The organism is Sphaerisporangium fuscum (genome assembly GCF_018531465.1).
Lineage (GTDB): Bacteria > Actinomycetota > Actinomycetes > Streptosporangiales > Streptosporangiaceae > Sphaerisporangium > Sphaerisporangium fuscum.
Genome location: NZ_JAHDTF010000019.1, coordinates 210,374 through 230,954, shown reverse-complemented (window position 1 = coordinate 230,954; position 20,581 = coordinate 210,374). Strand labels below are relative to the sequence as shown.

Here is a 20,581-nt window from a genome sequence, read left to right as displayed (position 1 = left end):
AGTCATCGATCTTGACGTACAGTGCGGTGAGAAGGGTGTTGATGTCTGTCGTCACAAACGGATCATCGACACCCTTCGCTGTTCCCCGCAGTCCTCTTCACAGCGACTTAGGACTTACTCGTCTAGCTGAGGAGCCGGGCCAGGCGTTCACCGTCGAGGCCGTGGACCGTGACGCCGTCGGCGCCGGTCATGGTCCGCCCGGCGACCAGGGCGTTGACGACGGCCTCCTCCGTCGCCTCGATGACGGCGTGGAAGAGCGGGTCGATGTGGTGGTCGGCGAGGACGGTGACCTCGTACGTGCGCGGCGGGGCGGCGTCCAGCGCGTTGGGCGGCAGGACGCGGTTGGCCGTGGAGAAGCACAGGAAGCCGTCGCCGCTGGAGTTCTCGCCGGCGCCGCCTGTGCGCGCGACGCCGAGGGCGGCCCGCTGGGCGAGCCGGCGGCACTGGTGGGGGAGCAGTGGCGCGTCGGTGGCGACGACGCCGATGATGGACCCGGCGCCCTCGACGGGCGCCGCCGCCGGGCGCGGCACGTCGCCGAGGCGCCGTCCTACCGGGACGCCGTTCACGGTGAGCCGCTCCCGCGTGCCGTGGTTGGCCTGGACGAGCACCCCGACGGTGTGGCCGCCGTCGTTCCCGGCGAGCACCCGGGAGGCGGTGCCGATGCCGCCCTTGAAGCCGTGGCAGATCATGCCGGTGCCGCCGCCGACCCCGCCCTCGGCGACCGGTCCGCTCGCCGCGGCCGCGTAGGCGGCCTTGACGTGCTCGGCCGTCACATGGCGGCCGTCGATGTCGTTGAGGACGCCGTCCCAGGTCTCGCCGACCACGGGCAGCGACCAGGCCAGCCGCCCCCTGCCGAGGGACCCGAGCTCGATCTCCACCAGCGTGTCGCGCACGACGCCGACCGAGGAGGTGTTGGTGAGCCCGATCGGGGAGCCGAGCATGCCGAACTCCCGGAGGTACGCCATTCCGGTGATCTCGCCGTTGCCGTTGAGCCAGTGGTAGCCGGCGTACAGCGGCTCCTCGAAGGCGGAGCCGCCGTGCGGGCGCACCACCGTGACGCCGGTGCGCACGGGGCCGCGGCCGTTCACCCGCGGGCCCTCGCCGTCGATCAGGGTGGTGTGCCCGACCCTGACTCCGGCGACGTCGGTGATGGCGTTGTACCGGCCGGGCGTGCCGGTGCCGATCGCGATGCCGTGGTCGCGCGCCCGCTTCGCCTCCGCGGGGCTCAACGGGTCTCCCTTCGGAACGACTCCAGCGCGAGGAGTGCGACGTGGAGTGACAGGCACGACTCGACGTCGTCGAGGTCGGTGTCGAGGATGCGCTCCAGGCGGCGGAGCCGGTCGTAGAAGGCGGGCCGGGACAGGTGGGCGCGCTGCGCGGCGACGGCCTTGTTGCGCCCGGCGTCGAGGTAGACGCGCAGGATGCCGGTGAGGTCGCCGCCGCGGTGGGCGTCGTGGGCGAGCAGCGGCCCGAGCTCCCGCTCGGCGAACGTCTGCAGCCGCGCGTCGTCGCGCAGCAGGTGGAGCAGGCCCCGCAACCGCAGGTCGGGCAGGCGGTAGAACGGGCGCCGGTCGGGCTGGCGCGCGGCGGCCTCGGCGACCTGCTCGGCTTCGAGGAAGCTGCGCCGTACGTCCCTGACGGATTCGACGACCGACCCGGCGGCCAGGACGAACGACGTGGTGAACGTCGTGCGCAGTCGCTCGGCGAGGGTGGTCAGCGCTCCTTCGGCCAGGGTGCGGGGCGGCAGGGGGAGCAGGACGCCGACGCGGTTCTGGTCGAGGGCGCCGACGAGGGCGGGCAGCTTGGCGTCGCGGCAGGCGGCGGCCGCGGCCTCGGCGAGCTCGCCGAGCCGGGCCTGGAGGTTGAGGGCGGTGTCGGTGGGCTCGGTGAGCCGCAGGACCACGCTGATCAGCTTGCGTCCGGTGAGGGGGACGCCGACGGCGCGGGCCCGCGCGGCGGCCTCGTCGGGGTCGGCGTAGGCGTGGGTGAGGATGCCGGTGATGATGGTGCCGTGCGCCTGGCGTTCCAGGCTTTCCTGGTGGCGCTCCAGCAGCCGGCCGAGGGCGAGCGTCGTGGCGGCCCGCTCGGCGAGGACGATGTCGCGCGGCCCGGGCGTCGACTCGCAGAGGAGGATGAGCCGCCCCCAGTCGTGGCCGCGGGCGCCGACCATCGTGACGAGCCAGCCGGAGGTGGCGTCGTACGCCGTGCGCTCCCTGGGCGCGACGGCGCGGGAGCGGGCCTCCCAGTTCGCGAGCAGGACGCCGGTGTCGCGCCCGGCGGACTCGCAGGCGAGCACCTGGTGGGCGAGGTTCTCCAGTAACACGGGCCGGCTCGACAGGCGGGAGACCTGCCGCAGCACCTCGGCGGGCGAGGCGCCCTCGACGGACAGCTCGGTGAACACCTCGTGGAGGTGCTCGGAGGCGCGGAGCTCTTCGAGCTGGATGTCGATGATGCGGGCGTGCACCGACTCGGTGATCTGCACGAACGGCGTCTCGCGGGCGAGCGTGACGAGCGGGAGACCGTGGGTCTCGGCGGACTCGACGACCGCGCGGGGCAGCTCGCGGATGAACCGGCGTCCGAGCTCGACGATCAGGCCGGAGGCTCCCACCGCGGCGAGGTCGGCGATGTAGTCGGCCAGCTTGTCGGGCTCGTCGGGCAGGGCGACGCCGGTGGTGAGGATGAGCTCGCCGCCGCGCAGGAGGTGGGCGATGTCGCTGACCTCGCCGACGTGCACCCAGCGCACGCGGGTGTCCAGCCGGTCGGCGCCCGCGACGACCCGCGGGTTGCCTCGGCGGACGGCGTCCAGTGCCAGGACGTCGGCCAGGGTCGGTAGCATATGTCCGAGCGTAGCCGATCACGATGTAAGAACGACCGGCGACTACCTGACATGGTGTAGGCCGCAGGGGCTGCCGGGTTCACTGCTGCGCGATACGACCTTCCAGGCCGTCGAGCAGCGCGAGCAGGCCGAATTCGAAGCTGAGCTCCCGGGCCACATTGATGTCGATCTTCTCGTATTTCTCGAACCTGGCCAGCATCTCGGGGTAGTCGGCGGCGGCGACCTCGATCTGCGGGTGCATCGAGTCCATCCACTCCTGGGTCTCCACCTCGCCGATGCTGTTCATCCAGCTCGCCTCGGGGATCGTGGCGCCCAGGGTGTACGACATGACGGCCCCCATGGCGTAGTCGCGGACCAGGCCGTCCTTGAAGCCGGCGAGCTGGAAGGCCTTCATGAGCATGGCGGAGACGGCCATGGCGTTCGGGCCGATGCTCGGCATGGTGCCGATCAGCGCGACCGACCAGGGGTGTTTGAGGATCGCCTGGCGCAGGCCGTGGGCGAAGGCGGAGACGGCCTCGCGCCAGCCGCTCCGGGCGGGGTCGTGCAGGCCGGGCTCGCCGTAGACCTCGTCGAGCACGAGCTCCAGCAGCTGGTCTTTGCTGGTCACGTGCCAGTAGAGGCTGGTGGCGCCCGCTCCCAGTCTGGCGCCGAGCTTGCGCATGCTGAGGGCTTCCATGCCCTCGGCGTCGAGCAGTTCGATGGCCGCGCGCACGATCTGGTCGCGGCTCAGCGCCGGCTGGTCGCGGGAGGGGCGTTTCGGGTCGGGCCGGCGGGCCCAGACCGAGGTGAATGGCGGTTTGCTCGTCACGCGCGGATCTCCTTCATCCCCTACAGGATAAATCCACTCGCACAGTGTTCGAGGAGGCTCGTACACTGTGCGAGTGACCTCGAACACTGTACGAGAAGAACCCGGTCAGAAGAATCCGAAACGCTGGTGGATCCTCAGCGTCCTGTGCCTGAGCCTGCTGGTGCTCGTCGTGGACAACACGGTGCTGAACCTGGCGATCCCCTCGCTGATCCGCGACCTCGGCGCCACGCCGGCGGACATCCAGTGGATCATCGACGCCTACATCCTGGTGTTCGCCGGCCTGTTGCTGACCGCCGGAAGCCTGTCCGACCGGTACGGCCGCCGCCGCTTCCTCATCGTGGGGCTCGCGCTGTTCGGCGGGGCCTCGCTGGTGGCGACGATGGCCCAGGAGCCGTGGCAGGTGATCGGCGCTCGCGCGCTGATGGGCGTGGGCGGGTCGTTCCTGATGCCGAGCACGCTGTCGATCGTGATCACCGTCTTCGACGACTCCGAGCGCCGCAAGGCCTTCGCGGCGTGGAGCGCGGTGGCCATGGTGGGCGTGATCGCGGGGCCGACCCTCGGCGGCTTCCTGCTCCAGCACTACTGGTGGGGCTCGGTGTTCCTGCTGAACGTGCCGATCGCCGTGCTGGCCATCGTCGCGGCCGTGCTGCTGATGCCCGAGTCGCGCGGCCCGGCGAGGCCGACCGACCCGCTCGGCGCCCTGCTGTCGACGGCCGGCATGACCGCCCTGGTGTACATGATCATCACCGGTCCCCGGGACGGGTGGAGTTCGGGCGGCACGCTGGCGGCCGTCGCCGTGGCCGTGGTGGCGCTCACGGGCTTCGTGCTGTGGGAGCGGCGTTCGGCCCACCCCATGCTTCCGCTGCGGCTGTTCCGCGACCGGAACTTCAGCGGGTCGTCGTTCTCCATCGTGCTGATGTCGTTCGGCACCGGCGCGCTGCTGCTGATGCTCACCCAGTACCTGCAGTTCGTGCTGGGGTACGAGCCGATGAAGGCGGGCCTCGGGCTGCTGCCGTACGCGGTCGCCGCGGCGGTGTTCAACGCGGCCGGCGCCGGTCTGGGGCAGCGGGTCAGCAACCGCGTGCTGGTCGCGCTCGGCATGGTGATCATGGCCGGTGGCTTCGCGACGCTGGGGCTCATCGGGCCGTCCGACGGGTACGGCAAGCTCATCGCCGGACTGCTGATCATGGGGGTCGGCGGTGGTATCGCCGGGCCGGCCGCCTACACCACCCTGCTGAGCGCGGTGCCGCCGGAGCACGCCGGCGTGGGCTCGGCGCTGAACGACACCGTCCAACAGGTGGGCATGGCGCTCAGCGTGGCCGTCCTCGGCAGCGTGCTCGCGGGGGTGTACACCGCCGAGATGCCCGAAAGCGCTCCGGCGGCGGCCAGGGACTCCATCGGCGCGGCGCTGGCCACCGGCGACCCCGGCCTCGCGCGCACGGCCAAGGAGGCCTTCGTGTCGGCGATGTCCTTCGGTTCCTGGGTCGGTGTGGCGTTCACCCTGGCCGCGGGCGCGCTCGCCTTCGTGGTGCTGCGTCCGCGTCCCGTTCCCGCCGCCGCGCCCCAGCATGAGCCGGTCGCGTGAGCAGGCGACGGTCCTCCGGCCGATGCCGGAGGGCCGTCTCTATGTCAGGACATCATGTCCGCAAGCGAGGCAGCAGCATGTAAGGTGAATTCGCGGTACGCCGACACCTTGGAGGTGTGACCGATGGGCATAAATGGCCATAATCGGACTATGTCCGACCTGCTTGCGCGCCATCGTGCCGTCATGCCCAACTGGTTGTCCCTCTACTACGACCAGCCGATCGAGATCGTGCGGGGGAAGGGCAACCGCGTCGTCGACGCCGAAGGCCACACCTACCTCGACTTCTTCGCCGGCATCCTGACCAACATGATCGGGTACGACGTGCCCGAGGTGCGCGAGGCGGTCGAGCGTCAGCTCGCCACCGGCGTCGTGCACACCAGCACCGTCTACCTCCTGCGCGCCCAGGTCGAGCTGGCCGAGAAGATCGCCAGGCTGTCGGGCATCGAGAACGCCAAGGTCTTCTTCACCAACTCCGGCACCGAGGCCAACGAGGCGGCCCTGCTGCTGGCCACCTACGCCCGCAAGACCGGCCAGGTGCTCGCCATGCGGCAGAGCTACCACGGCCGCAGCTTCGGCGCGGTCGCCGTGACCAGCAACCGCAGCTGGAAGAACAACTCGCTCTCCCCGCTCAACGTGCACTTCCTGCACGGCGCCGACCGCCACCTGCCGCAGTTCCGCGGCCTGTCGGACGCCGACTACATCAAGGTCTGCGTGGAGGACCTCCGCCACGTCCTCGCCACCGCCGTCGGCGGCGACGTCGCCGCGCTGATCGCCGAGCCGATCCAGGGCGTCGGCGGCTTCACCATGGCTCCCGACGGCCTGTTCAGGGCCTACAAGGAGGTCCTCGACGAGGAGGGCGTCCTCTTCATCTCCGACGAGGTGCAGACGGGCTGGGGCCGCACCGGCTCGGCGTTCTTCGGCATCCACAACCACGGCATGACGCCGGACATGATGACCTTCGCCAAGGGGCTCGGCAACGGGTTCGCGGTCGGTGGCGTGGTCGCCCGCGGCGACCTGATGGACGGCCTGCACGCGATCGGCCTGTCGACCTTCGGCGGCAACCCGATCTCCATGGCGGCCGCCAACGCGACCCTCGACTACGTGCTCGACCACGACCTGCAGGCCCGCGCCGCCACCACCGGCGCCATCCTGCTCGAAGGGCTGCGCGAGGCCAAGGGCCGCCTGCCCATCGTGGGTGACGTGCGCGGCAAGGGCCTGATGTTCGCTCTGGAGCTGGTCGACCCCGCCACCGGCGCTCCCGCCCCGGCGCTGGCGGGCCGCTTCATGGAGGAGACCAAGAAGCTCGGCCTGCTCGCCGGCAAGGGCGGCCTGTACGGCAACGTGCTGCGCATGGCGCCGCCGCTGACGCTCACCGACGACGAGGCGCGCGAGGGGCTCGGCATCATCGTCACCGCGCTCGAGACCATCAACGAGGAGTACGGCAAGTGAAGCGGGTCACGCACTGGATCGGTGGCGCGGAGGCGGAGCAGGATTCGTCCCGGCACGCGGAGATCTTCAACCCGGCGACCGGCGAGGTCGCCGGGCACGTCGACCTGGCGTCCGCCGAGGACGTCGACGCGGCGGTCGCGGCCGCCAAGGCGGCCTTCCCGGCCTGGCGGGACGCTTCCCTGATGAAGCGGGCGCAGGTGTTGTTCCGGTTCCGTGAGCTGCTGGACGCGCATCGGGACGAGCTGGCCGGGCTGATCTCGGCCGAGCATGGCAAGGTGCATTCGGACGCGCTGGGTGAGGTGGCGCGGGGTCTTGAGGTGGTGGAGTTCGCCTGTGGGATCCCGCATCTGCTCAAGGGTGGTTTCTCGGAGAACGTCTCGACGAACGTGGACTCGTTCTCGATCCGGCAGCCGCTGGGGGTGGTGGCGGGGATCACGCCGTTCAACTTTCCGGCGATGGTGCCGATGTGGATGTTCCCGGTGGCGATCGCCTGTGGGAACACCTTCGTGCTGAAGCCGTCGGAGCGTGATCCGTCGGCGTCGTTGCTGATGGCGTCGCTGTGGAAGCGGGCGGGTCTGCCCGATGGGGTGTTCAACGTGGTGCAGGGTGACAAGGTGGCGGTGGACCGGCTGCTGGAGCACCCGGATGTGCGTGCGGTGTCGTTCGTGGGTTCGACGCCGATCGCCCGGTATGTGTATGAGACCGGTACGCGACACGGCAAGCGGGTGCAGGCGCTGGGCGGCGCCAAGAACCACATGCTGGTGCTGCCGGACGCCGATCTGGACCTGGTGGCCGACGCGGCGGTGAACGCCGGTTTCGGCTCGGCGGGGGAGCGGTGCATGGCGATCTCGGTCGTGCTCGCCGTCGACCCGATCGGCGACGAACTGGTCGACAAGATCGTCCAGCGGGTCGCCGGGCTCACCGTCGGCCCCGGCGACGACCCCGAGGCGCAGATGGGGCCGCTCGTGACGCGGGCGCACCGCGACAAGGTCGCCTCCTACCTCGACACCGCCGTCGCCGAGGGCGCCAAGCTGGTGGTCGACGGGCGCGAGACACCGGTCAAGGGTGGCACCACCGCGGCCGAGACCTCCGGGTTCTGGCTGGGCCCCACGGTGATCGACCAGGTGAGGCCCGGGTCCGTCGTCCACCGTGACGAGATCTTCGGCCCTGTGCTGTCGATCGTCCGGGTCTCCTCCTACGAGGAGGGCCTGCGTGTCATCAACGACACCGAGTACGGCAACGGCACCGCGATCTTCACCAACGACGGGGGCGCCGCGCGGCGCTTCCAGAACGAGGTGGAGGTCGGCATGGTGGGCGTCAACGTGCCCATCCCGGTGCCGATGGCGTTCTACAGCTTCGGCGGCTGGAAGGCCTCGCTCTTCGGCGACACCCACGTCCACGGCACCGAGGGCGTCCACTTCTACACCCGCGGCAAGGTCGTCACCTCCCGCTGGCTCGACCCCAGCCACGGCGGCCTGAACCTCGGCTTCCCGACCAACGGCTGAGGCGTCCGGCCGCCGCCGTCACCGGACTATAGGCTTCCAGCGGAAGTCGAGGGCGCGAGGGGGTCCGGTCATGGCAGCGGTGAGTCGACGACGTATCGGGGTCGCCGGTCTTCTGGCGTCGTCGGTGGTCGCCCTCGCGGCGTGCGGCGGGCCGTCGGCCGTCCCCGGGACGACGCGGGCGGCCGCCGGGCGCGTGACCTCGGCGGCCCCTACCTCGCCCTCCCCCTCCGCGTCCGCCACGGGCCGGCCCTCGCCCACGCCGAAGGGTCTCGGGCCGGGGGAGGGCACCCTGACGGTGCTGACCTTCCCCGGCTACGCCGAGTACGGCGGCGGCGACCCCAACTTCAACTGGGTCACGCCGTTCGAGAAGAGCACCGGCTGCCGGGTGAACCTCCAGTCCCCGCCGTCGGGGGAGCCGGCCGACGACTACCTCGCCAGGGCGAGCTTCGACGTGGTGTCGGCGCCGCCCCAGACCGCGATGCGCCTGATCGCCGAGAAGAAGGTCACGCGGCTCACCACTTCGCTCATCCCGCATTATGACCAGATCCCGCGGTGGCTGCGGTCGCAGCCGTCCATCGCCGACGGCGACGCGGTGTACGGCGTGCCCTACCTGTGGGGATACTTCCTCACGATCCACGACGGCACCGCGGCCGGCGCCCTCGAGGACGGCCCGGTCATGCTCAAGGACAGCCCCATGTCGGTGGCCGACGCCGCGCTGCTGCTGGCCGGGGAGCGGCCGGAGCTCGGCATCAAGGATCCCTTCCAGCTCACCCGGCCCCAGCTCGACGCCACCTTCGATCTTCTGAAGCAGTGGCGCGGCGACGGGCGTCCCTACTGGAAGGAGCCTGTCGACCTGGTCCAGGCGTTCGCGGGAGGGACGGCGCGGGTGGCGCGCGCGCTGCCGTACCAGCTGATGCTCCTGCGCGGCGCCGGGTCGGTGAAGGCCTCCGGCGACGCGATGACGGGCTGGGTCGACTCGTGGATGGTCTCGGCGCGTGCGGCCTCGCCCAACTGCGCCTACAGGTGGCTCGACTGGACCAGCACGGCCAAGGTCCAGCAGCAGGCGGCGGTGTGGAACGGGCTCGCTCCCGCCAACCCGCTGGCCTGCACCTGGAAGCTCAAGGACGAGCCCGTCAAGACCGGGCAGTCCGCCCAGGCGAAGCGGACGTGCGACGCCTACCGGATCGACGACGACGCCCTGCTGGAAAAGATCCATTTTGCCGTTCGCCCGACGAAGGATTGCGGTGGCCGTGGCGGGGAATGCACGGACTACACCGACGACTGGGCCGCGCGATGGGCGCGGCTCGTCGAGTAGACGGGGTGATCGGTACGACGTGAGAAGGCCGCGGGCGCGCCCGTCCCCCCGCTGGGCGTCGCCTGCCAGAGGCGCTCCGGATACTCCCCTGACTCCGGAGCGCCTCCCTCTCAGCATGTGACGATCCGGAGGTTCCGTCGGCTCCGACCGTTGATCTCCTCTTCTTGATCGCTCTTACGCAACGGATTCCGTCGTGAAATGCGTCACCTTCTTGTGCCTCACATATTGAATGGTCGACCAGTCAGTTGGTACGGTCTGGTCATGCGAATCCTTCTCGTGGGTGCGGGAGGCGTGGGTTCCGCCGTGGTCCCGATCGCCGCCCGCCGGTACTTCTTCGAGCACATCGTCGTCGCCGACTATGACCGTTCACGTGCCGAGGCCGTGGTCTCCAAACAGGTCAGGGTCTCTAAACAGGTCGGGTCCGAGCACGGGCCCGACACCGCGGGGGACACCCGCTTCAGCGCCATCGGCCTCGACGCCGGTGATCAGGAGGCGGTGGAGGCCGCCCTGCGCGAGCACCGCTGCGACGTCCTGTTCAACGCCGTCGACCCCCGCTTCAACATGTCCCTGTTCCGCGCCGCGCTGAACGTCGGCGCCCACTATCTCGACATGGCCCTGTCCCTGTCGCGCCCGCATCCGAACCGGCCGTACGAGATGCCCGGGGTGAAGCTGGGCGACGAGCAGTTCGCGATGGCGCCGCAGTGGGAGGCCGCCGGCAAGCTGGCGCTGGTCGGCATGGGCGTGGAGCCCGGCCTCGCCGACGTCTTCGCCAGGTACGCCGCCGACCACCTCTTCGAGAGCATCGACGAGATCGGCATCCGCGACGGTGCCAACCTCGTCGTCGAGGGCCCGGACGGCGAGGAGGCCTTCGCGCCCACCTTCTCGATCTGGACCACCATCGAAGAGTGCCTCAACCCGCCGGTCATCTGGGAGAACGGCGGCTGGCACACCACCGAGCCGTTCAGCGAGCCGGAGGTGTTCGACTTCCCCGAGGGCATCGGCCCGGTGGAGTGCGTGAACGTCGAGCACGAGGAGGTGCTGCTGGTCCCGCGCTGGGTGAAGGCCGGCCGGGTCACCTTCAAGTACGGTCTCGGCAGCGAGTTCATCGAGGTGCTGCGCACCCTCCACAAGCTGGGACTCGACTCGACCGAGCCGGTACGGGTCCGGGGCGCCGAGGTGTCACCGCGCGACGTCGTGGCGGCGTCGCTGCCCGACCCGGCGACCCTGGGCGAGCGGATGCGCGGCAAGACGTGCGCCGGCACCTGGATCAAGGGCGTCGGCGTCGACGGCGAGCCGCGCGAGGTGTACCTCTACCACGTGGTCGACAACGAGTGGTCCATGCGGGAGTACGGCGCCCAGGCGGTCGTGTGGCAGACCGCGGTGCACCCGGTGGTCGCCCTGGAGCTGCTCGCGCGCGGCATCTGGAAGGGCGAGGGCGTGCTCGGCCCGGAGGCGTTCGACCCGCTGCCGTTCCTGGACCTGCTGAACGAGTACGGCTCCCCGTGGGGGATGCGCGAGCAGTGACTACGGCAGCGCGGCACGCTTGGTGGAGGGCTTCTGGCGCGGCGCGGGAGCGGCGGGCAGCAGTGCGTGGGCGCACTCCTCGCAGGCCATGACGGGGGCGTCGTTCGGCAGCCTTCCGACGCGGACGCGGGGCCGGGGCCACTTCTTGTGGCACACCACGCAGGCGTCCCCCTCACGCTGCGGGACGCTGAGGTCTTCCGGGTCGAATGTCAGGTTGAGCCGTGCCGCTCCGGTCGGATCCCAGCTCATCACGCTCCCGTGGATCGAGTGTCTCGTACCCGAACCGTTATAGCCTCACTACAGCCAGTGATCGACTAGCGCGATGTCAAGGACGGGTTAAATCGGCGGCATCGAGCAGGCCGTATAACGACAAAAGGGGCACCTGGCAGCAAGCCGGGTGCCCCTTTTGTCGTGCTGTTAAACGGACGAAAGGGCCTTCTCCAGGATGGACAGCCCCTCCTCCAGCAGCTCGTCGGAGATCGCCAGCGGCGGCAGGAAGCGCAGCACGTTGCCGTACGTGCCGGCCGTGAGCACCACCAGGCCCTCCGCGTGGCAGCGCTTGGCGACCTCGCCGGTCACCGCGGCGTTCGGCTCCTTGGTGCCCGGCGTCACCAGCTCGATCGCAATCATGGCGCCGCGTCCCCGGACGTCCCCGATGACGTCGAACCGCTCGGCCATCGACCGCAGCCGCGGGAGCATGATGTCGCCGATCCGCCGGGCCCGCTCGACGAGGTTGTCGGCCTCGATGGTGTCGAGCACGGCCAGGGCCGCCTCGCACGCCAGCGGGTTGCCGCCGTAGGTGCCGCCGAGGCCGCCGACGTGGACGGCGTCCAGGAGCTCGGCCCTGCCGGTGACGGCCGCGAGGGGCAGGCCGCCCGCGATGCCCTTGGCGGTGCAGATGATGTCGGGGACGATGCCCTCGTCCTCACAGGCGAACAGGTGGCCCGTACGGGCGAAGCCCGTCTGCACCTCGTCGGCGATGAACACGATGCCGTTGGCCTTGGCGAACTCCAGCAGCCTCGGCAGGAAGCCCTTGGCCGGCTCGATGAAGCCGCCTTCGCCCTGGATCGGCTCGATCACGATGGCGGCGACGTTCTCCGCGCCGATCTGCTTGGTGATCGCGTCGATGGCCTGCGCCGCGGCCTCCTCGGCGCAGTTCTCCGGGCCGGTCGGCCAGCGGAACGGGTAGGCCATCGGCATCCGGTACACCTCGGGGGCGTACGGGCCGAACCGGTGCTTGTAGGGCATGTTCTTGGCCGTCAGCGTCATCGTGAGCAGCGTGCGGCCGTGGTAGCCGTGGTCGAAGACCACGACCGCCTGGCGCCCGGTCGCGTGCCGCGCCACCTTGACCGCGTTCTCCACGGCCTCGGCGCCCGAGTTCACCAGGAACGAGCGCTTGTCGTGGTCGCCCGGGGTGAGCCGGTTGAGCTTCTCGCAGACCTCGACGTACGACTCGTACGGTGTGACCATGAAACAGGTGTGGGTGAAGTCCGCGACCTGCTTCTGGACCCGCTCGACCACGCGCGGCGCGGCGTTGCCGACGGTCGTCACCGCGATGCCGGAGCCGAAGTCGATCAGGGAGTTGCCGTCGGCGTCCACCACGACGCCGCCGCCCGCGTGGGTCACGAAGACCGGCAGCGTGGTGCCGATGCCCGGCGGGACGGCCGCCTGCTTGCGCGCGAACATCTCCCGCGACCTCGGGCCGGGGATCTCGGTGACCAGGCGGCGCTCCTGCGGGAGCGAGGGACCGCCCGTTACGGGCTGATGGGGCGACTCGATGCTCATGGCCTCGACGCTACGGTCACCGCCCCCGCCTGCCGACCTGGCGACATGGCACAATATGGACATCACACTTGTCCACGGTGGACAAACCGCCGACGTCCCAGGGGGCTTCCGATGGCTCCGACCCTGCGGCGCGTGGCCGCCCTCGCGCCGCTGCGGCTGAGGGTGCACGCCGGCGAGGGCGCGCTCGACCGGCCGGTGCGCTGGGTCGCGGTCAGCGAGCTGGAGGACCCGACGCCGTTCCTCGAGGGCGACGAGCTGGTGCTCACCACCGGGATGCGCCTGACCGCGCACGACGCGGGACCCTACCTTTCCCGGCTGGTGGAGCGGGGCGTGGCGGGGCTCGGGTTCGGGGTGGGGCTGGGCCACGACCGGGTGCCGCCGGAGTTCGTCGAGGCCGCCGCCCGGGCCGGGCTGCCGCTGCTGGAGGTGCCGAGGGAGACGCCGTTCATCGCGATCGGCAAGGCGGTCAGCGAGATGCTGGCCGCCGAGCGGTACGACGAGCTGAGCAACGCCTTCGCCGCGCAGGGACGGCTCACCCGCGCCGCCGTCCAGGCGGGTGGCATGGCCGCCGTGGTGGAGCGGCTCGCCAAGGAGATCCAGGGCTGGGCCGTGCTGCTGGACGAGACGGGCGCCGTGCTGCACGCCGCCGGCGAGGGGGCCGAGGCGGGGGTGGCGGCGGTCCGGGGCGACCTCCGACGGCTGCGCACCCCCGGCGCGCCGTCCAGCCTGGCGCTCTCCGGCCCGTATGAGCACGTCATCGTGCAGCCCCTCGGTGACCACCGGCGGATCCGCGGGTTCTTCGCGGTGGGCGGGGCGCGGCCGTTCTCGCCCGTGGGGCACACCGTCGTCAACACCGCGAGCTCGCTGCTCACCCTCGCGCTCGAACAGGCCCGGGAACGGCTGGCCGTCGTCCGCCGGGTCCGCTCCGCCGCGCTGCGGCTGCTGCTGGCGGGGGACCGGCCGGCCGCCGAGGAGACCCTGGAGGCGGTCGGCGAGGGCGCGCCGGCGTCCGTGCCGGCGGGGCCGGTGACCGTGCTGGCCTGCGAGCCGCGCGACGCCGAGGCGCTGCAGGACGCGTTGCCGGGCTTCACCGCCCCCTGGGGGCGGCTCGTGGTCGCCCTGGTGGGGGCCGGTGAGGCGGAGGAGGCGATCGGGACGGCCGCCGGGCTGGGCCGGGTCGGGATCGGAGGGCCGGTCGTGCTCGCCGACCTCGCCACGGGGCTCGACCAGGCGCAACGGGCACTCGCCTCGGCCGCTCCCGTCATGAGATTCGCGGATCTGGCGGGGCAGGGCCTGCTGTCGCTGGTCGACCCCGGGGTGCTCTCCGGGTTCGCCACCTCGCTGCTCGCACCGCTGCGGGAGTACGGCTCGCGGGCCGACCTCGTGGAGTCGCTGCGGGCCTACCTCGCCTGCAACGGCCACTGGGACGCCGCCGCCCACCGCCTCGGCGTCCACCGCCACACCCTGCGCTACCGGATGCGCCGCGTCTCCGAGCTGCTCGACCGCGACCTGGACGACCCGGCCGCCCGCGCCGAGCTCTGGATAGCCCTGTCGGCCGTCGGAGCTAGAGGGGGACGTGGAGGGAGTTCTTCTGGACCAGGTAGCGGCTGATGGCGGCGAGGGTGACCGAGCGGTAGACGCGGTCGTCCCTGAGATGGCCGGCGCGTTCGAGGCTGACGGCGCCGTGCGCGGCGGCCCACAGGCAGTCGGCGATCTTGCGAGGCTGGGTGGGGACGAGGTAGCCGGCCGAGATGCAGTCGGCGATGGCGCGGTCGAGGACGTTGACCGCCGCGCGGGCGAGCGTGCGGGCGCGTTCGCTCGGTTCGAAGCCCGGGATCGCCTTTTCGAACATCACGCTGTAGTAGCCCGGTTCCGCCAGGCAGGCGTCACGGTAGGCCGGGCCGAGCGAGACGAGGTACTCGAGCGGGTCGGGGTGGCGCGGCACGGCGGCGAGCCGGCGGCGGAAGCGCTCGAAGCCCTCCAGGTAGAGCGCCTCGGCGAGCCCCTCCTTGTTGCCGAACATCGTGTAGACCACCGTGGTCGCGCATCCCGCCTCGGCGGCGATGCGCCGTACGGTGAGGCTGTCCGGTCCGTCGGTGAGGAGAAGCTCTCCCGCTACGGCGATGAGGCGGCTGCGCAGCTCGTCCTGGGAGGTGTGGCTGCCCCGTGCGTACGCTCCCTGGAGCCCGAGCGGCGCAGGCGAACCCATGAGTAGACCTCAGCCCCTTCTCCCCAAGGGTCCCGCGCGGACCCGCATGTTGACTTAACCATGTGCCAAGAGCTTCAAACCGGCATGCAATAGAAAACATCCCGAAATTGCCGCATGTCCGTTACAGAACGGGGAAAGCTCTGTCACTTATCCGAAATGTAGCGCTTCCCGGGCTGCTTGTCCGCACTGGAGTGGGACCGCCGCCGACCCGGTGGCATACGGTCGAGACATGGACGTACGCCCCTTCTGGCTCGCCGGCTCGCCCGCCACGGGCGACGCCGAGCTCACCGTGACCAACCCCCATGACGACCGCGTGGTCGGCGTCGCCTCGATGCCGACGCCCGAGCAGGTCGAGCAGGCCATCGCGGCGGCGCACGCGGTGCGCAAGGAGGCCGCGGCCCTGCCCATCCACGTGCGCGCCGAGGCGCTCGCCCACGTCTCGCGACGCCTGTCCGAGCGCGCCGAGGAGATCGCCCAGCTGATCAGCGCCGAGAACGGCAAGCCGATCTTCTGGGCGCGCGGCGAGGTCGGCCGCGCCATCGCGACCTTCCGCTTCGCCGCCGAGGAGACCCGGCGCTTCAGCGGTGACGTCCAGCGGCTGGACACCGAGGCCGCCGCCAAGGGGCGCCTCGCCTACGTCTCGCGCCAGCCGTACGGGCCGGTGCTCGCCGTCACGCCGTTCAACTTCCCGCTCAACCTCGTCGCGCACAAGGTGGCCCCGGCCATCGCGGTCGGCGCCCCGGTGATCGTCAAGCCCGCCCCCGCGACCCCGCTGTCGTCGCTGGTGCTCGGCGAGATCCTCGCCGAGACCGACCTGCCCGCGGGCATGTTCTCGGTGCTGCCGGTGCCGAACGACCGCGCCGCCGCCCTGGTCGAGGACCCGCGCCTGCCGGTGGTGTCGTTCACCGGCTCCGGCCCGGTCGGCTACGCCATCAAGGACCAGGTGCCGCGCAAGCACGTGACGCTGGAGCTCGGCGGCAACGCCGCCGCGGTCGTGCTCGCCGACGCCGACCTCGACTGGGCCGCCACGCGCTGCGCCCTGTTCTCCAACTACCAGGCCGGGCAGAGCTGCATCGCCGTCCAGCGGGTGATCGTCGAGGAGGCCGCGCGCGAGGAGTTCACCGCCAAGCTCGTGGCCGCCGTGGAGTCGCTCGTCGTCGGCGACCCCGCCGACGACAAGACGCAGGTCGGGCCGCTGGTGTCGGTCGAGGCGGCCGAGCGGGTCGAGCAGTGGGTGAGCGAGGCCGTCGCGGGCGGCGCCCGGTTGCTCACCGGAGGCGGCCGCGACGGCGCCACCGTCGAGCCGACCGTCCTCACCGACGTGCCCGCCGACGCCAAGGTCGTGCAGGAGGAGGTCTTCGGGCCGGTGCTGGTGATCCAGCCGGTCGCCTCCGTCGACGAGGCGTTCGCCGCGGTGAACGACTCCAAGTACGGCCTGCAGGCCGGGGTGTTCACCCGGGACATCGACATCGCCTTCCGCGCGAACAAGGAGCTCGAGGTCGGAGGGGTCATCATCGGCGACGTGCCGTCCTACCGCGCCGACCAGATGCCGTACGGCGGCGTGAAGCAGTCGGGCATCGGACGCGAGGGCCTTCGCTCGGCGATGGAGGACTTCACCTACGAGAAGGTGATGGTCCTCACCGGCCTCACCCTTTAGGCCTGCTCTCCGCTCTCCCTGCTCGGACGATGTCCGCGGTCGGTGATCGGAGGGCGAGGTGCGGAAAACGGGCCCGGCTAGCCTCGCTGGGCGGCTTCGAACAGGTGCCGGGCCTGGTCGCCGAAGTACGGGCCGTACATCGTGCCCGGGTCGTCGCTGTACTTGAAGCTGCTCACCGAGGTCACCACGCCCTGCCCGGTCGCGGGGTCGAACGAGCTCAGCCACGGGCCGCCGCTCGACCCCGCGGTCAGGTCGCACCGCATGCCCTGGTCACGGGTCTGGTTGTGCGGGTCGCCGTGGAGAGCGCCCGAGCAGTAGATGAGGTGCTCGCCGTCGTACGGCGGGTCGGCGGGGAAACCGAAGCCGAAGGCCCGCCTCCCGCGCGGCTGGGCGAACCCGATCTCCTGCCCGCCCACGACCTCGTTCAGATGGCCCTCGGGCGAGGGGTTGACGGCGACCATGGCGACGTCGTGGCTGTCATCGCCCTTCTGTGACCACGGCTCGGCGACGTACATGCGGCGGGCGGTGAAGACGCCGTACGGGCGGCGGCCGCCGTCGTAGCCGGGCACGAACGTCCAGTTCTTCGACCAGGCGCCCACGCCGTCCTTGACGCAGTGGCCCGCCGTGACGACGACGTCCATGTTCTGGCTCCTGACCGCGCCCGCCGAGCAGACGTAGTCGACCGAGCCGAGGGTGAAGAACACCCGGCCGGTGGTGCGCGTGACGGCGCCCGCGGCCGTCCACCTGGCGCCACTGGTGTTCACGCCGGGCGCGCTCGCCGGAGAGGCGGACGAGGCGCCGCGGGCGGCGGGTCCGGCCGTGGAACGCGAGTGGAGTGTCAGGCGCAGGGGCAGCGCGCCGCCGGCCAGCCTGCCGATCTTCGCGACGGCGCCGAGCAGGCCGGCCGGAAGGGCCTTCTCCATGCGATCGGAGGTCCAGTAGGCCAGCACCCGGCGCTGCTCGGCCACGGTCTCGGCCGCCGTGTGCTGGACGACACCAGGAGAGGGGAGAGCCGTCCGGACGTTCCTCGTGACGGCTTGGCGGTCGTCGCCCGAGGCCGCCGGCCCGGTGGGCGGAGGGCCCACCAGCCCGGCGACGAGCGGCGCGACGGCAAGCAGGGGGAGGATCGGGGTCATGGCCCCCTAGTTTGTACTACCGTTCGCGGCCTTGCGGATACTTTCGGTAATCAGATCTAGATCGGTGCGGGGGCCGGTCAGGTGAGGTTCTCGTTCTGCGCGGTCGTGTACACCGCCTGGGCCTCGGGGCCGAAGTACGGCCCGAACATCCAGTAGGGCGCGAAGTTGTACTTGAAGCTGTTCACCGAGTTCAGCGTTCCGGCGCCGGTGCTCTCGTCGAAGCCGGCGAACCATCCGCCGCCGCTCGCGCCGCCGGTCTGGTCGCAGGTGAGGCCCTGGTCGGTGGAGACCAGGAAGTCGTCGAACGGCCTGCCGCCGCAGTAGATCAGCTTCGAGCCGTCGTACGGGCTCGCGGCGGGGTACCCGAAGGCGTACATCTGCCGGCCGCGCGCCTGGTTGAACGCGATGCCCTGCCCTCCGACGACGTCGGTGAGCCGCCGGCCGTCCACCGGGGCCACCACGGCGGCGGCGACGTCGTAGTTCATGTCCTCGCTCGCGTTCCACTGCTGGGTGGTGAGCAGGTTGGTCGCGACCCAGGTGCCGTACGGGCGGCTGCCGCTGCTGTAACCGGGGACGAACACCCAGTTGGTGTGGAAGGCCCCGCCGAGCTTCACGCAGTGCCCGGCGGTGATGACCACGCTCTTGTTCGCGCTGGTGACGGCGGTGCCGGAGCAGGAGGCGCTGCGTCCCTGGTAGGTGAAGAAGACGCGGCCCTCGGTCTTGACGATCGCGCCGCCGGCCGTCCACGGGGCGCCCGAGGAGCGGGCCGCGAGCGCCGGGGCGCCGGCGGTGGACGAGGACGCGGAGGCGGTGGGAGTGGGGGAGGCCGTCACCGGCGGGGGAGGCGCGGTGGGCGCCCCGGGCGCGGCGCCGGCGCGGTTCGCCCCGGAGCCCTGGATGCCGCCGGCGCGGCCGGAGCCCTGAATCCCGGCGCGCTTCACCGCGCCGCCCGAGCCCTGGATGCCGTCGGCGCGCTTCGCGGTGCCGGAGCCCTGGATGCCGCCGGGTGTGGTCGTCGTGCGGCCGCCGCGTGACCGGACGAGGTCGAGCGGCTTGGCCGCCGCCATCTTCGCCGGGGTCCAGAAGTCCTTGACCTCGCGCTGCTCGCTCTTGGTGTCGGCGGCGTCGTGGACGATGGGGCGCGGGCGTGCGGAGGGCGTGGCGCCCGCCGGCGCGGCCGCCAGGACTCCGGCCGCGGCGATGGGCGAGATCGCCAGGATGGGGATGAGACGTCGTGCCGTGCGGTGCATGCGGGGGTCCTCCGTGCTGTGGTCGCGTTCGCCGGGCATGCGAGGGCACGGCCCGCCGCGGGGACGGCGCGCTGCGTGCCTCCTCGTGCCCGGCTTCCGCGCGGGTGAGGGGTGCCGTTCTGACGGGGGAAGGTAGTGCGGTCGAACGCCGCATTTCTCGCGTTTCACCGAGACCGGTATGACGGGATTCGGGCATTGAACTGCTGATTTCTCACCCGTCCCTGCGGTGACGACCTCCCGCCCTTCCCGGCCCGGCACGCGCCGGGCCGATAATGGGGGGATGCAGACGCCGCTTGTGGACCAGGCCGAGCTCGGGGACGCCGTCGTGCCGGCGGGATCAGAGGCCCAGGGGCGGCCGCGGTCGGTCGTGGTGCTCGGATCGACCGGATCGGTGGGCACCCAGGCGCTCGACGTCATCGAGCGTGAGCAGGGCCGTTTCCGTGTCGCCGGGCTGGTGGCGGGCGGCGGGCAGGTCGATCTGCTCGCGCGGCAGGTGGAACGCTTCCGCCCCGAGGTGGTGGCGGTCGCCGACGAGCGCGCCGTTCCCGCGCTGCGGGAGGCCGTCGGCCCGGTGCCGATCCTCGCCGGCGCCGAGGGGGTCGCCGAGGTCGCGGCCTGGCCGTGCGACATCGTCATGAACGGCATCACCGGGGCCGTCGGCCTCACCTCGACCCTGGCGGCCCTGTCGGCCGGACGGGTGCTCGCGCTCGCCAACAAGGAGTCGCTGATCATCGGCGGCCCGCTGGTGAAGCGGCTGGCCGCTCCGGGGCAGATCCTGCCGGTCGACTCCGAGCACTCCGCGCTCGCCCAGTGCCTGTGGGCGGCGGGGCCGTCCGGCTACGACCCGGCGGCGGTGCGGCGGCTGGTGGTCACCGCGAGCGGCGGGCCCTTCCGGGGCCGCAGCCGCGCCGAGCTGACGGACGTCACCCCCGAGCAGGCGCTCAAGCATCCCACCTGGGACATGGGCACCGTGATCACTCTCAACTCGGCCACCCTGGTCAACAAGGGGCTCGAGGTCATCGAGGCGAACCTGCTGTTCGACATCCCCTTCGACCGCATCACCGTGGTCGTCCATCCGCAGTCGGTGATCCATTCGATGGTGGAGTTCGTGGACGGCTCGACGATCGCCCAGGCCAGCCCGCCCGACATGCGGCTTCCCATCTCGCTGTCCCTCGGCTGGCCGTCCCGCGTCCCGGGCGCGGCCAGGGCCGTCGACTGGACCAAGGCCCACACCTGGACGTTCGAGCCGCTCGACGACGAGGCCTTCCCGGCCGTGGCGCTGGCCCGGCACGTCGGGTCCCAGGGGGGTACGGCTCCCGCCGTCTACAACGCGGCCAACGAGGTGTGCGTGGCGGCGTTCCTCGCCGGGCGGCTGCCGTTCCTCGGCATCGTCGACACCGTGGCCACCGTGGTGGAGGAGCACGAGATCTCTCCCGCCGGCTCCGTGGAGGAGGTCCTGGCGGCCGACGCCTGGGCCCGCGCCCGCGCCCGCGAGCTGACCGCCGGAGGGTGACGGCCCCGG

Annotated in this window: 16 protein-coding genes; 8 read left to right on the top strand and 8 right to left on the bottom strand. The window is 71.5% G+C overall.

Annotated features, from left to right (window positions below; all coding sequences use genetic code 11):
• Window positions 1-122: 122 nt before the first annotated feature.
• The 3 genes from KIK05_RS24470 to KIK05_RS24460 all read right to left on the bottom strand — a co-directional run bounded on the left by KIK05_RS24470 (window position 123) and on the right by KIK05_RS24460 (window position 3,644).
• Window positions 123-1,229, bottom strand: coding sequence for a DmpA family aminopeptidase (locus KIK05_RS24470; protein ID WP_214413143.1), 1,107 nt, complete (start codon window positions 1,227-1,229; stop codon window positions 123-125).
• Entirely contained in the window at window positions 1,226-2,836 is a 1,611-nt protein-coding gene (locus KIK05_RS24465) for a PucR family transcriptional regulator (RefSeq protein ID WP_214413142.1), read from the bottom strand. Before KIK05_RS24465 ends, KIK05_RS24470 begins: the two co-directional genes overlap by 4 nt.
• 79 nt (window positions 2,837-2,915) lie before the next feature.
• Window positions 2,916-3,644 (bottom strand): TetR/AcrR family transcriptional regulator C-terminal domain-containing protein, encoded by a 729-nt coding sequence (locus KIK05_RS24460; protein WP_214413141.1) that lies wholly within the window; start codon window positions 3,642-3,644, stop codon window positions 2,916-2,918.
• Window positions 3,645-3,717: 73 nt separating this feature from the next.
• Here KIK05_RS24460 and KIK05_RS24455 point away from each other — a divergent pair, with 73 nt between their 5' ends.
• From KIK05_RS24455 to KIK05_RS24435, 5 genes are all read left to right on the top strand, one after another.
• Window positions 3,718-5,229, top strand: a complete 1,512-nt coding sequence (locus KIK05_RS24455) for an MFS transporter (protein WP_214413140.1) — start codon at window positions 3,718-3,720, stop codon at window positions 5,227-5,229.
• Window positions 5,230-5,379: 150 nt separating this feature from the next.
• Entirely contained in the window at window positions 5,380-6,678 is a 1,299-nt protein-coding gene (locus KIK05_RS24450) for an aspartate aminotransferase family protein (protein ID WP_214413139.1), read from the top strand.
• On the top strand, window positions 6,675-8,183 hold the full coding sequence (locus tag KIK05_RS24445) for a CoA-acylating methylmalonate-semialdehyde dehydrogenase (RefSeq protein WP_214413138.1): 1,509 nt from the start codon (window positions 6,675-6,677) through the stop codon (window positions 8,181-8,183). The genes KIK05_RS24450 and KIK05_RS24445 overlap by 4 nt, the downstream gene beginning before the upstream one ends.
• Window positions 8,184-8,262: 79 nt before the next feature.
• Window positions 8,263-9,498 carry an extracellular solute-binding protein gene (locus KIK05_RS24440; RefSeq protein WP_214413137.1) on the top strand — a complete coding sequence of 412 codons (1,236 nt, stop codon included), beginning with the start codon at window positions 8,263-8,265 and terminating at the stop codon, window positions 9,496-9,498.
• Window positions 9,499-9,759: 261 nt separating this feature from the next.
• On the top strand, window positions 9,760-11,022 hold the full coding sequence (locus tag KIK05_RS24435) for a saccharopine dehydrogenase family protein (protein ID WP_214413136.1): 1,263 nt from the start codon (window positions 9,760-9,762) through the stop codon (window positions 11,020-11,022).
• On the opposite strand, the gene KIK05_RS24430 is transcribed toward KIK05_RS24435, so the two are convergent.
• Window positions 11,023-11,271: a hypothetical protein gene (locus KIK05_RS24430; protein WP_214413135.1), complete on the bottom strand. Its 249-nt coding sequence runs from the start codon at window positions 11,269-11,271 to the stop codon at window positions 11,023-11,025.
• A 168-nt stretch (window positions 11,272-11,439) separates the two neighbouring features.
• Window positions 11,440-12,807 carry a 4-aminobutyrate--2-oxoglutarate transaminase gene (gabT, locus tag KIK05_RS24425; protein ID WP_214413134.1) on the bottom strand — a complete coding sequence of 456 codons (1,368 nt, stop codon included), beginning with the start codon at window positions 12,805-12,807 and terminating at the stop codon, window positions 11,440-11,442.
• Window positions 12,808-12,918: 111 nt separating this feature from the next.
• Here gabT and KIK05_RS24420 point away from each other — a divergent pair, with 111 nt between their 5' ends.
• Window positions 12,919-14,418, top strand: coding sequence for a PucR family transcriptional regulator (locus KIK05_RS24420; RefSeq protein WP_214413133.1), 1,500 nt, complete (start codon window positions 12,919-12,921; stop codon window positions 14,416-14,418).
• Here KIK05_RS24420 and KIK05_RS24415 read toward each other — a convergent pair.
• Window positions 14,372-15,016 carry a TetR/AcrR family transcriptional regulator gene (locus KIK05_RS24415; RefSeq protein WP_214413132.1) on the bottom strand — a complete coding sequence of 215 codons (645 nt, stop codon included), beginning with the start codon at window positions 15,014-15,016 and terminating at the stop codon, window positions 14,372-14,374. The two genes, KIK05_RS24420 and KIK05_RS24415, sit on opposite strands and share 47 nt — an antisense overlap.
• 229 nt (window positions 15,017-15,245) lie before the next feature.
• Between KIK05_RS24415 and KIK05_RS24410 the strand changes: the two genes are divergently transcribed.
• Window positions 15,246-16,673, top strand: coding sequence for an aldehyde dehydrogenase family protein (locus tag KIK05_RS24410; RefSeq protein WP_214413131.1), 1,428 nt, complete (start codon window positions 15,246-15,248; stop codon window positions 16,671-16,673).
• 77 nt (window positions 16,674-16,750) lie between these two features.
• On the opposite strand, the gene KIK05_RS24405 is transcribed toward KIK05_RS24410, so the two are convergent.
• On the bottom strand, window positions 16,751-17,809 hold the full coding sequence (locus tag KIK05_RS24405; protein WP_214413130.1) for a trypsin-like serine peptidase: 1,059 nt from the start codon (window positions 17,807-17,809) through the stop codon (window positions 16,751-16,753).
• 77 nt (window positions 17,810-17,886) lie between these two features.
• Window positions 17,887-19,098, bottom strand: coding sequence for a trypsin-like serine peptidase (locus tag KIK05_RS24400; RefSeq protein ID WP_214413129.1), 1,212 nt, complete (start codon window positions 19,096-19,098; stop codon window positions 17,887-17,889).
• A gap of 241 nt (window positions 19,099-19,339) precedes the next feature.
• Here KIK05_RS24400 and dxr point away from each other — a divergent pair, with 241 nt between their 5' ends.
• A complete protein-coding gene (dxr, locus tag KIK05_RS24395) occupies window positions 19,340-20,572 on the top strand; it encodes a 1-deoxy-D-xylulose-5-phosphate reductoisomerase (RefSeq protein ID WP_214413128.1) in 1,233 nt (410 codons plus the stop codon).
• Window positions 20,573-20,581: the final 9 nt, after the last annotated feature.

What these genes read in the sequence shown, in the direction of transcription:
- KIK05_RS24465 (WP_214413142.1), bottom strand. Translation starts at nt 2,836, where the DNA reads ATGCTACCGACCCTGGCCGACGTCCTGGCACTGGACGCCGTCCGCCGA.
- KIK05_RS24450 (WP_214413139.1), top strand. Translation starts at nt 5,380, where the DNA reads ATGTCCGACCTGCTTGCGCGCCATCGTGCCGTCATGCCCAACTGGTTG.
- KIK05_RS24435 (WP_214413136.1), top strand. Translation starts at nt 9,760, where the DNA reads ATGCGAATCCTTCTCGTGGGTGCGGGAGGCGTGGGTTCCGCCGTGGTC.
- KIK05_RS24430 (WP_214413135.1), bottom strand. Translation starts at nt 11,271, where the DNA reads ATGAGCTGGGATCCGACCGGAGCGGCACGGCTCAACCTGACATTCGAC.
- gabT (WP_214413134.1), bottom strand. Translation starts at nt 12,807, where the DNA reads ATGAGCATCGAGTCGCCCCATCAGCCCGTAACGGGCGGTCCCTCGCTC.
- KIK05_RS24420 (WP_214413133.1), top strand. Translation starts at nt 12,919, where the DNA reads ATGGCTCCGACCCTGCGGCGCGTGGCCGCCCTCGCGCCGCTGCGGCTG.
- KIK05_RS24415 (WP_214413132.1), bottom strand. Translation starts at nt 15,016, where the DNA reads ATGGGTTCGCCTGCGCCGCTCGGGCTCCAGGGAGCGTACGCACGGGGC.
- KIK05_RS24410 (WP_214413131.1), top strand. Translation starts at nt 15,246, where the DNA reads ATGGACGTACGCCCCTTCTGGCTCGCCGGCTCGCCCGCCACGGGCGAC.
- KIK05_RS24405 (WP_214413130.1), bottom strand. Translation starts at nt 17,809, where the DNA reads ATGACCCCGATCCTCCCCCTGCTTGCCGTCGCGCCGCTCGTCGCCGGG.
- KIK05_RS24400 (WP_214413129.1), bottom strand. Translation starts at nt 19,098, where the DNA reads ATGCCCGGCGAACGCGACCACAGCACGGAGGACCCCCGCATGCACCGC.
- dxr (WP_214413128.1), top strand. Translation starts at nt 19,340, where the DNA reads ATGCAGACGCCGCTTGTGGACCAGGCCGAGCTCGGGGACGCCGTCGTG.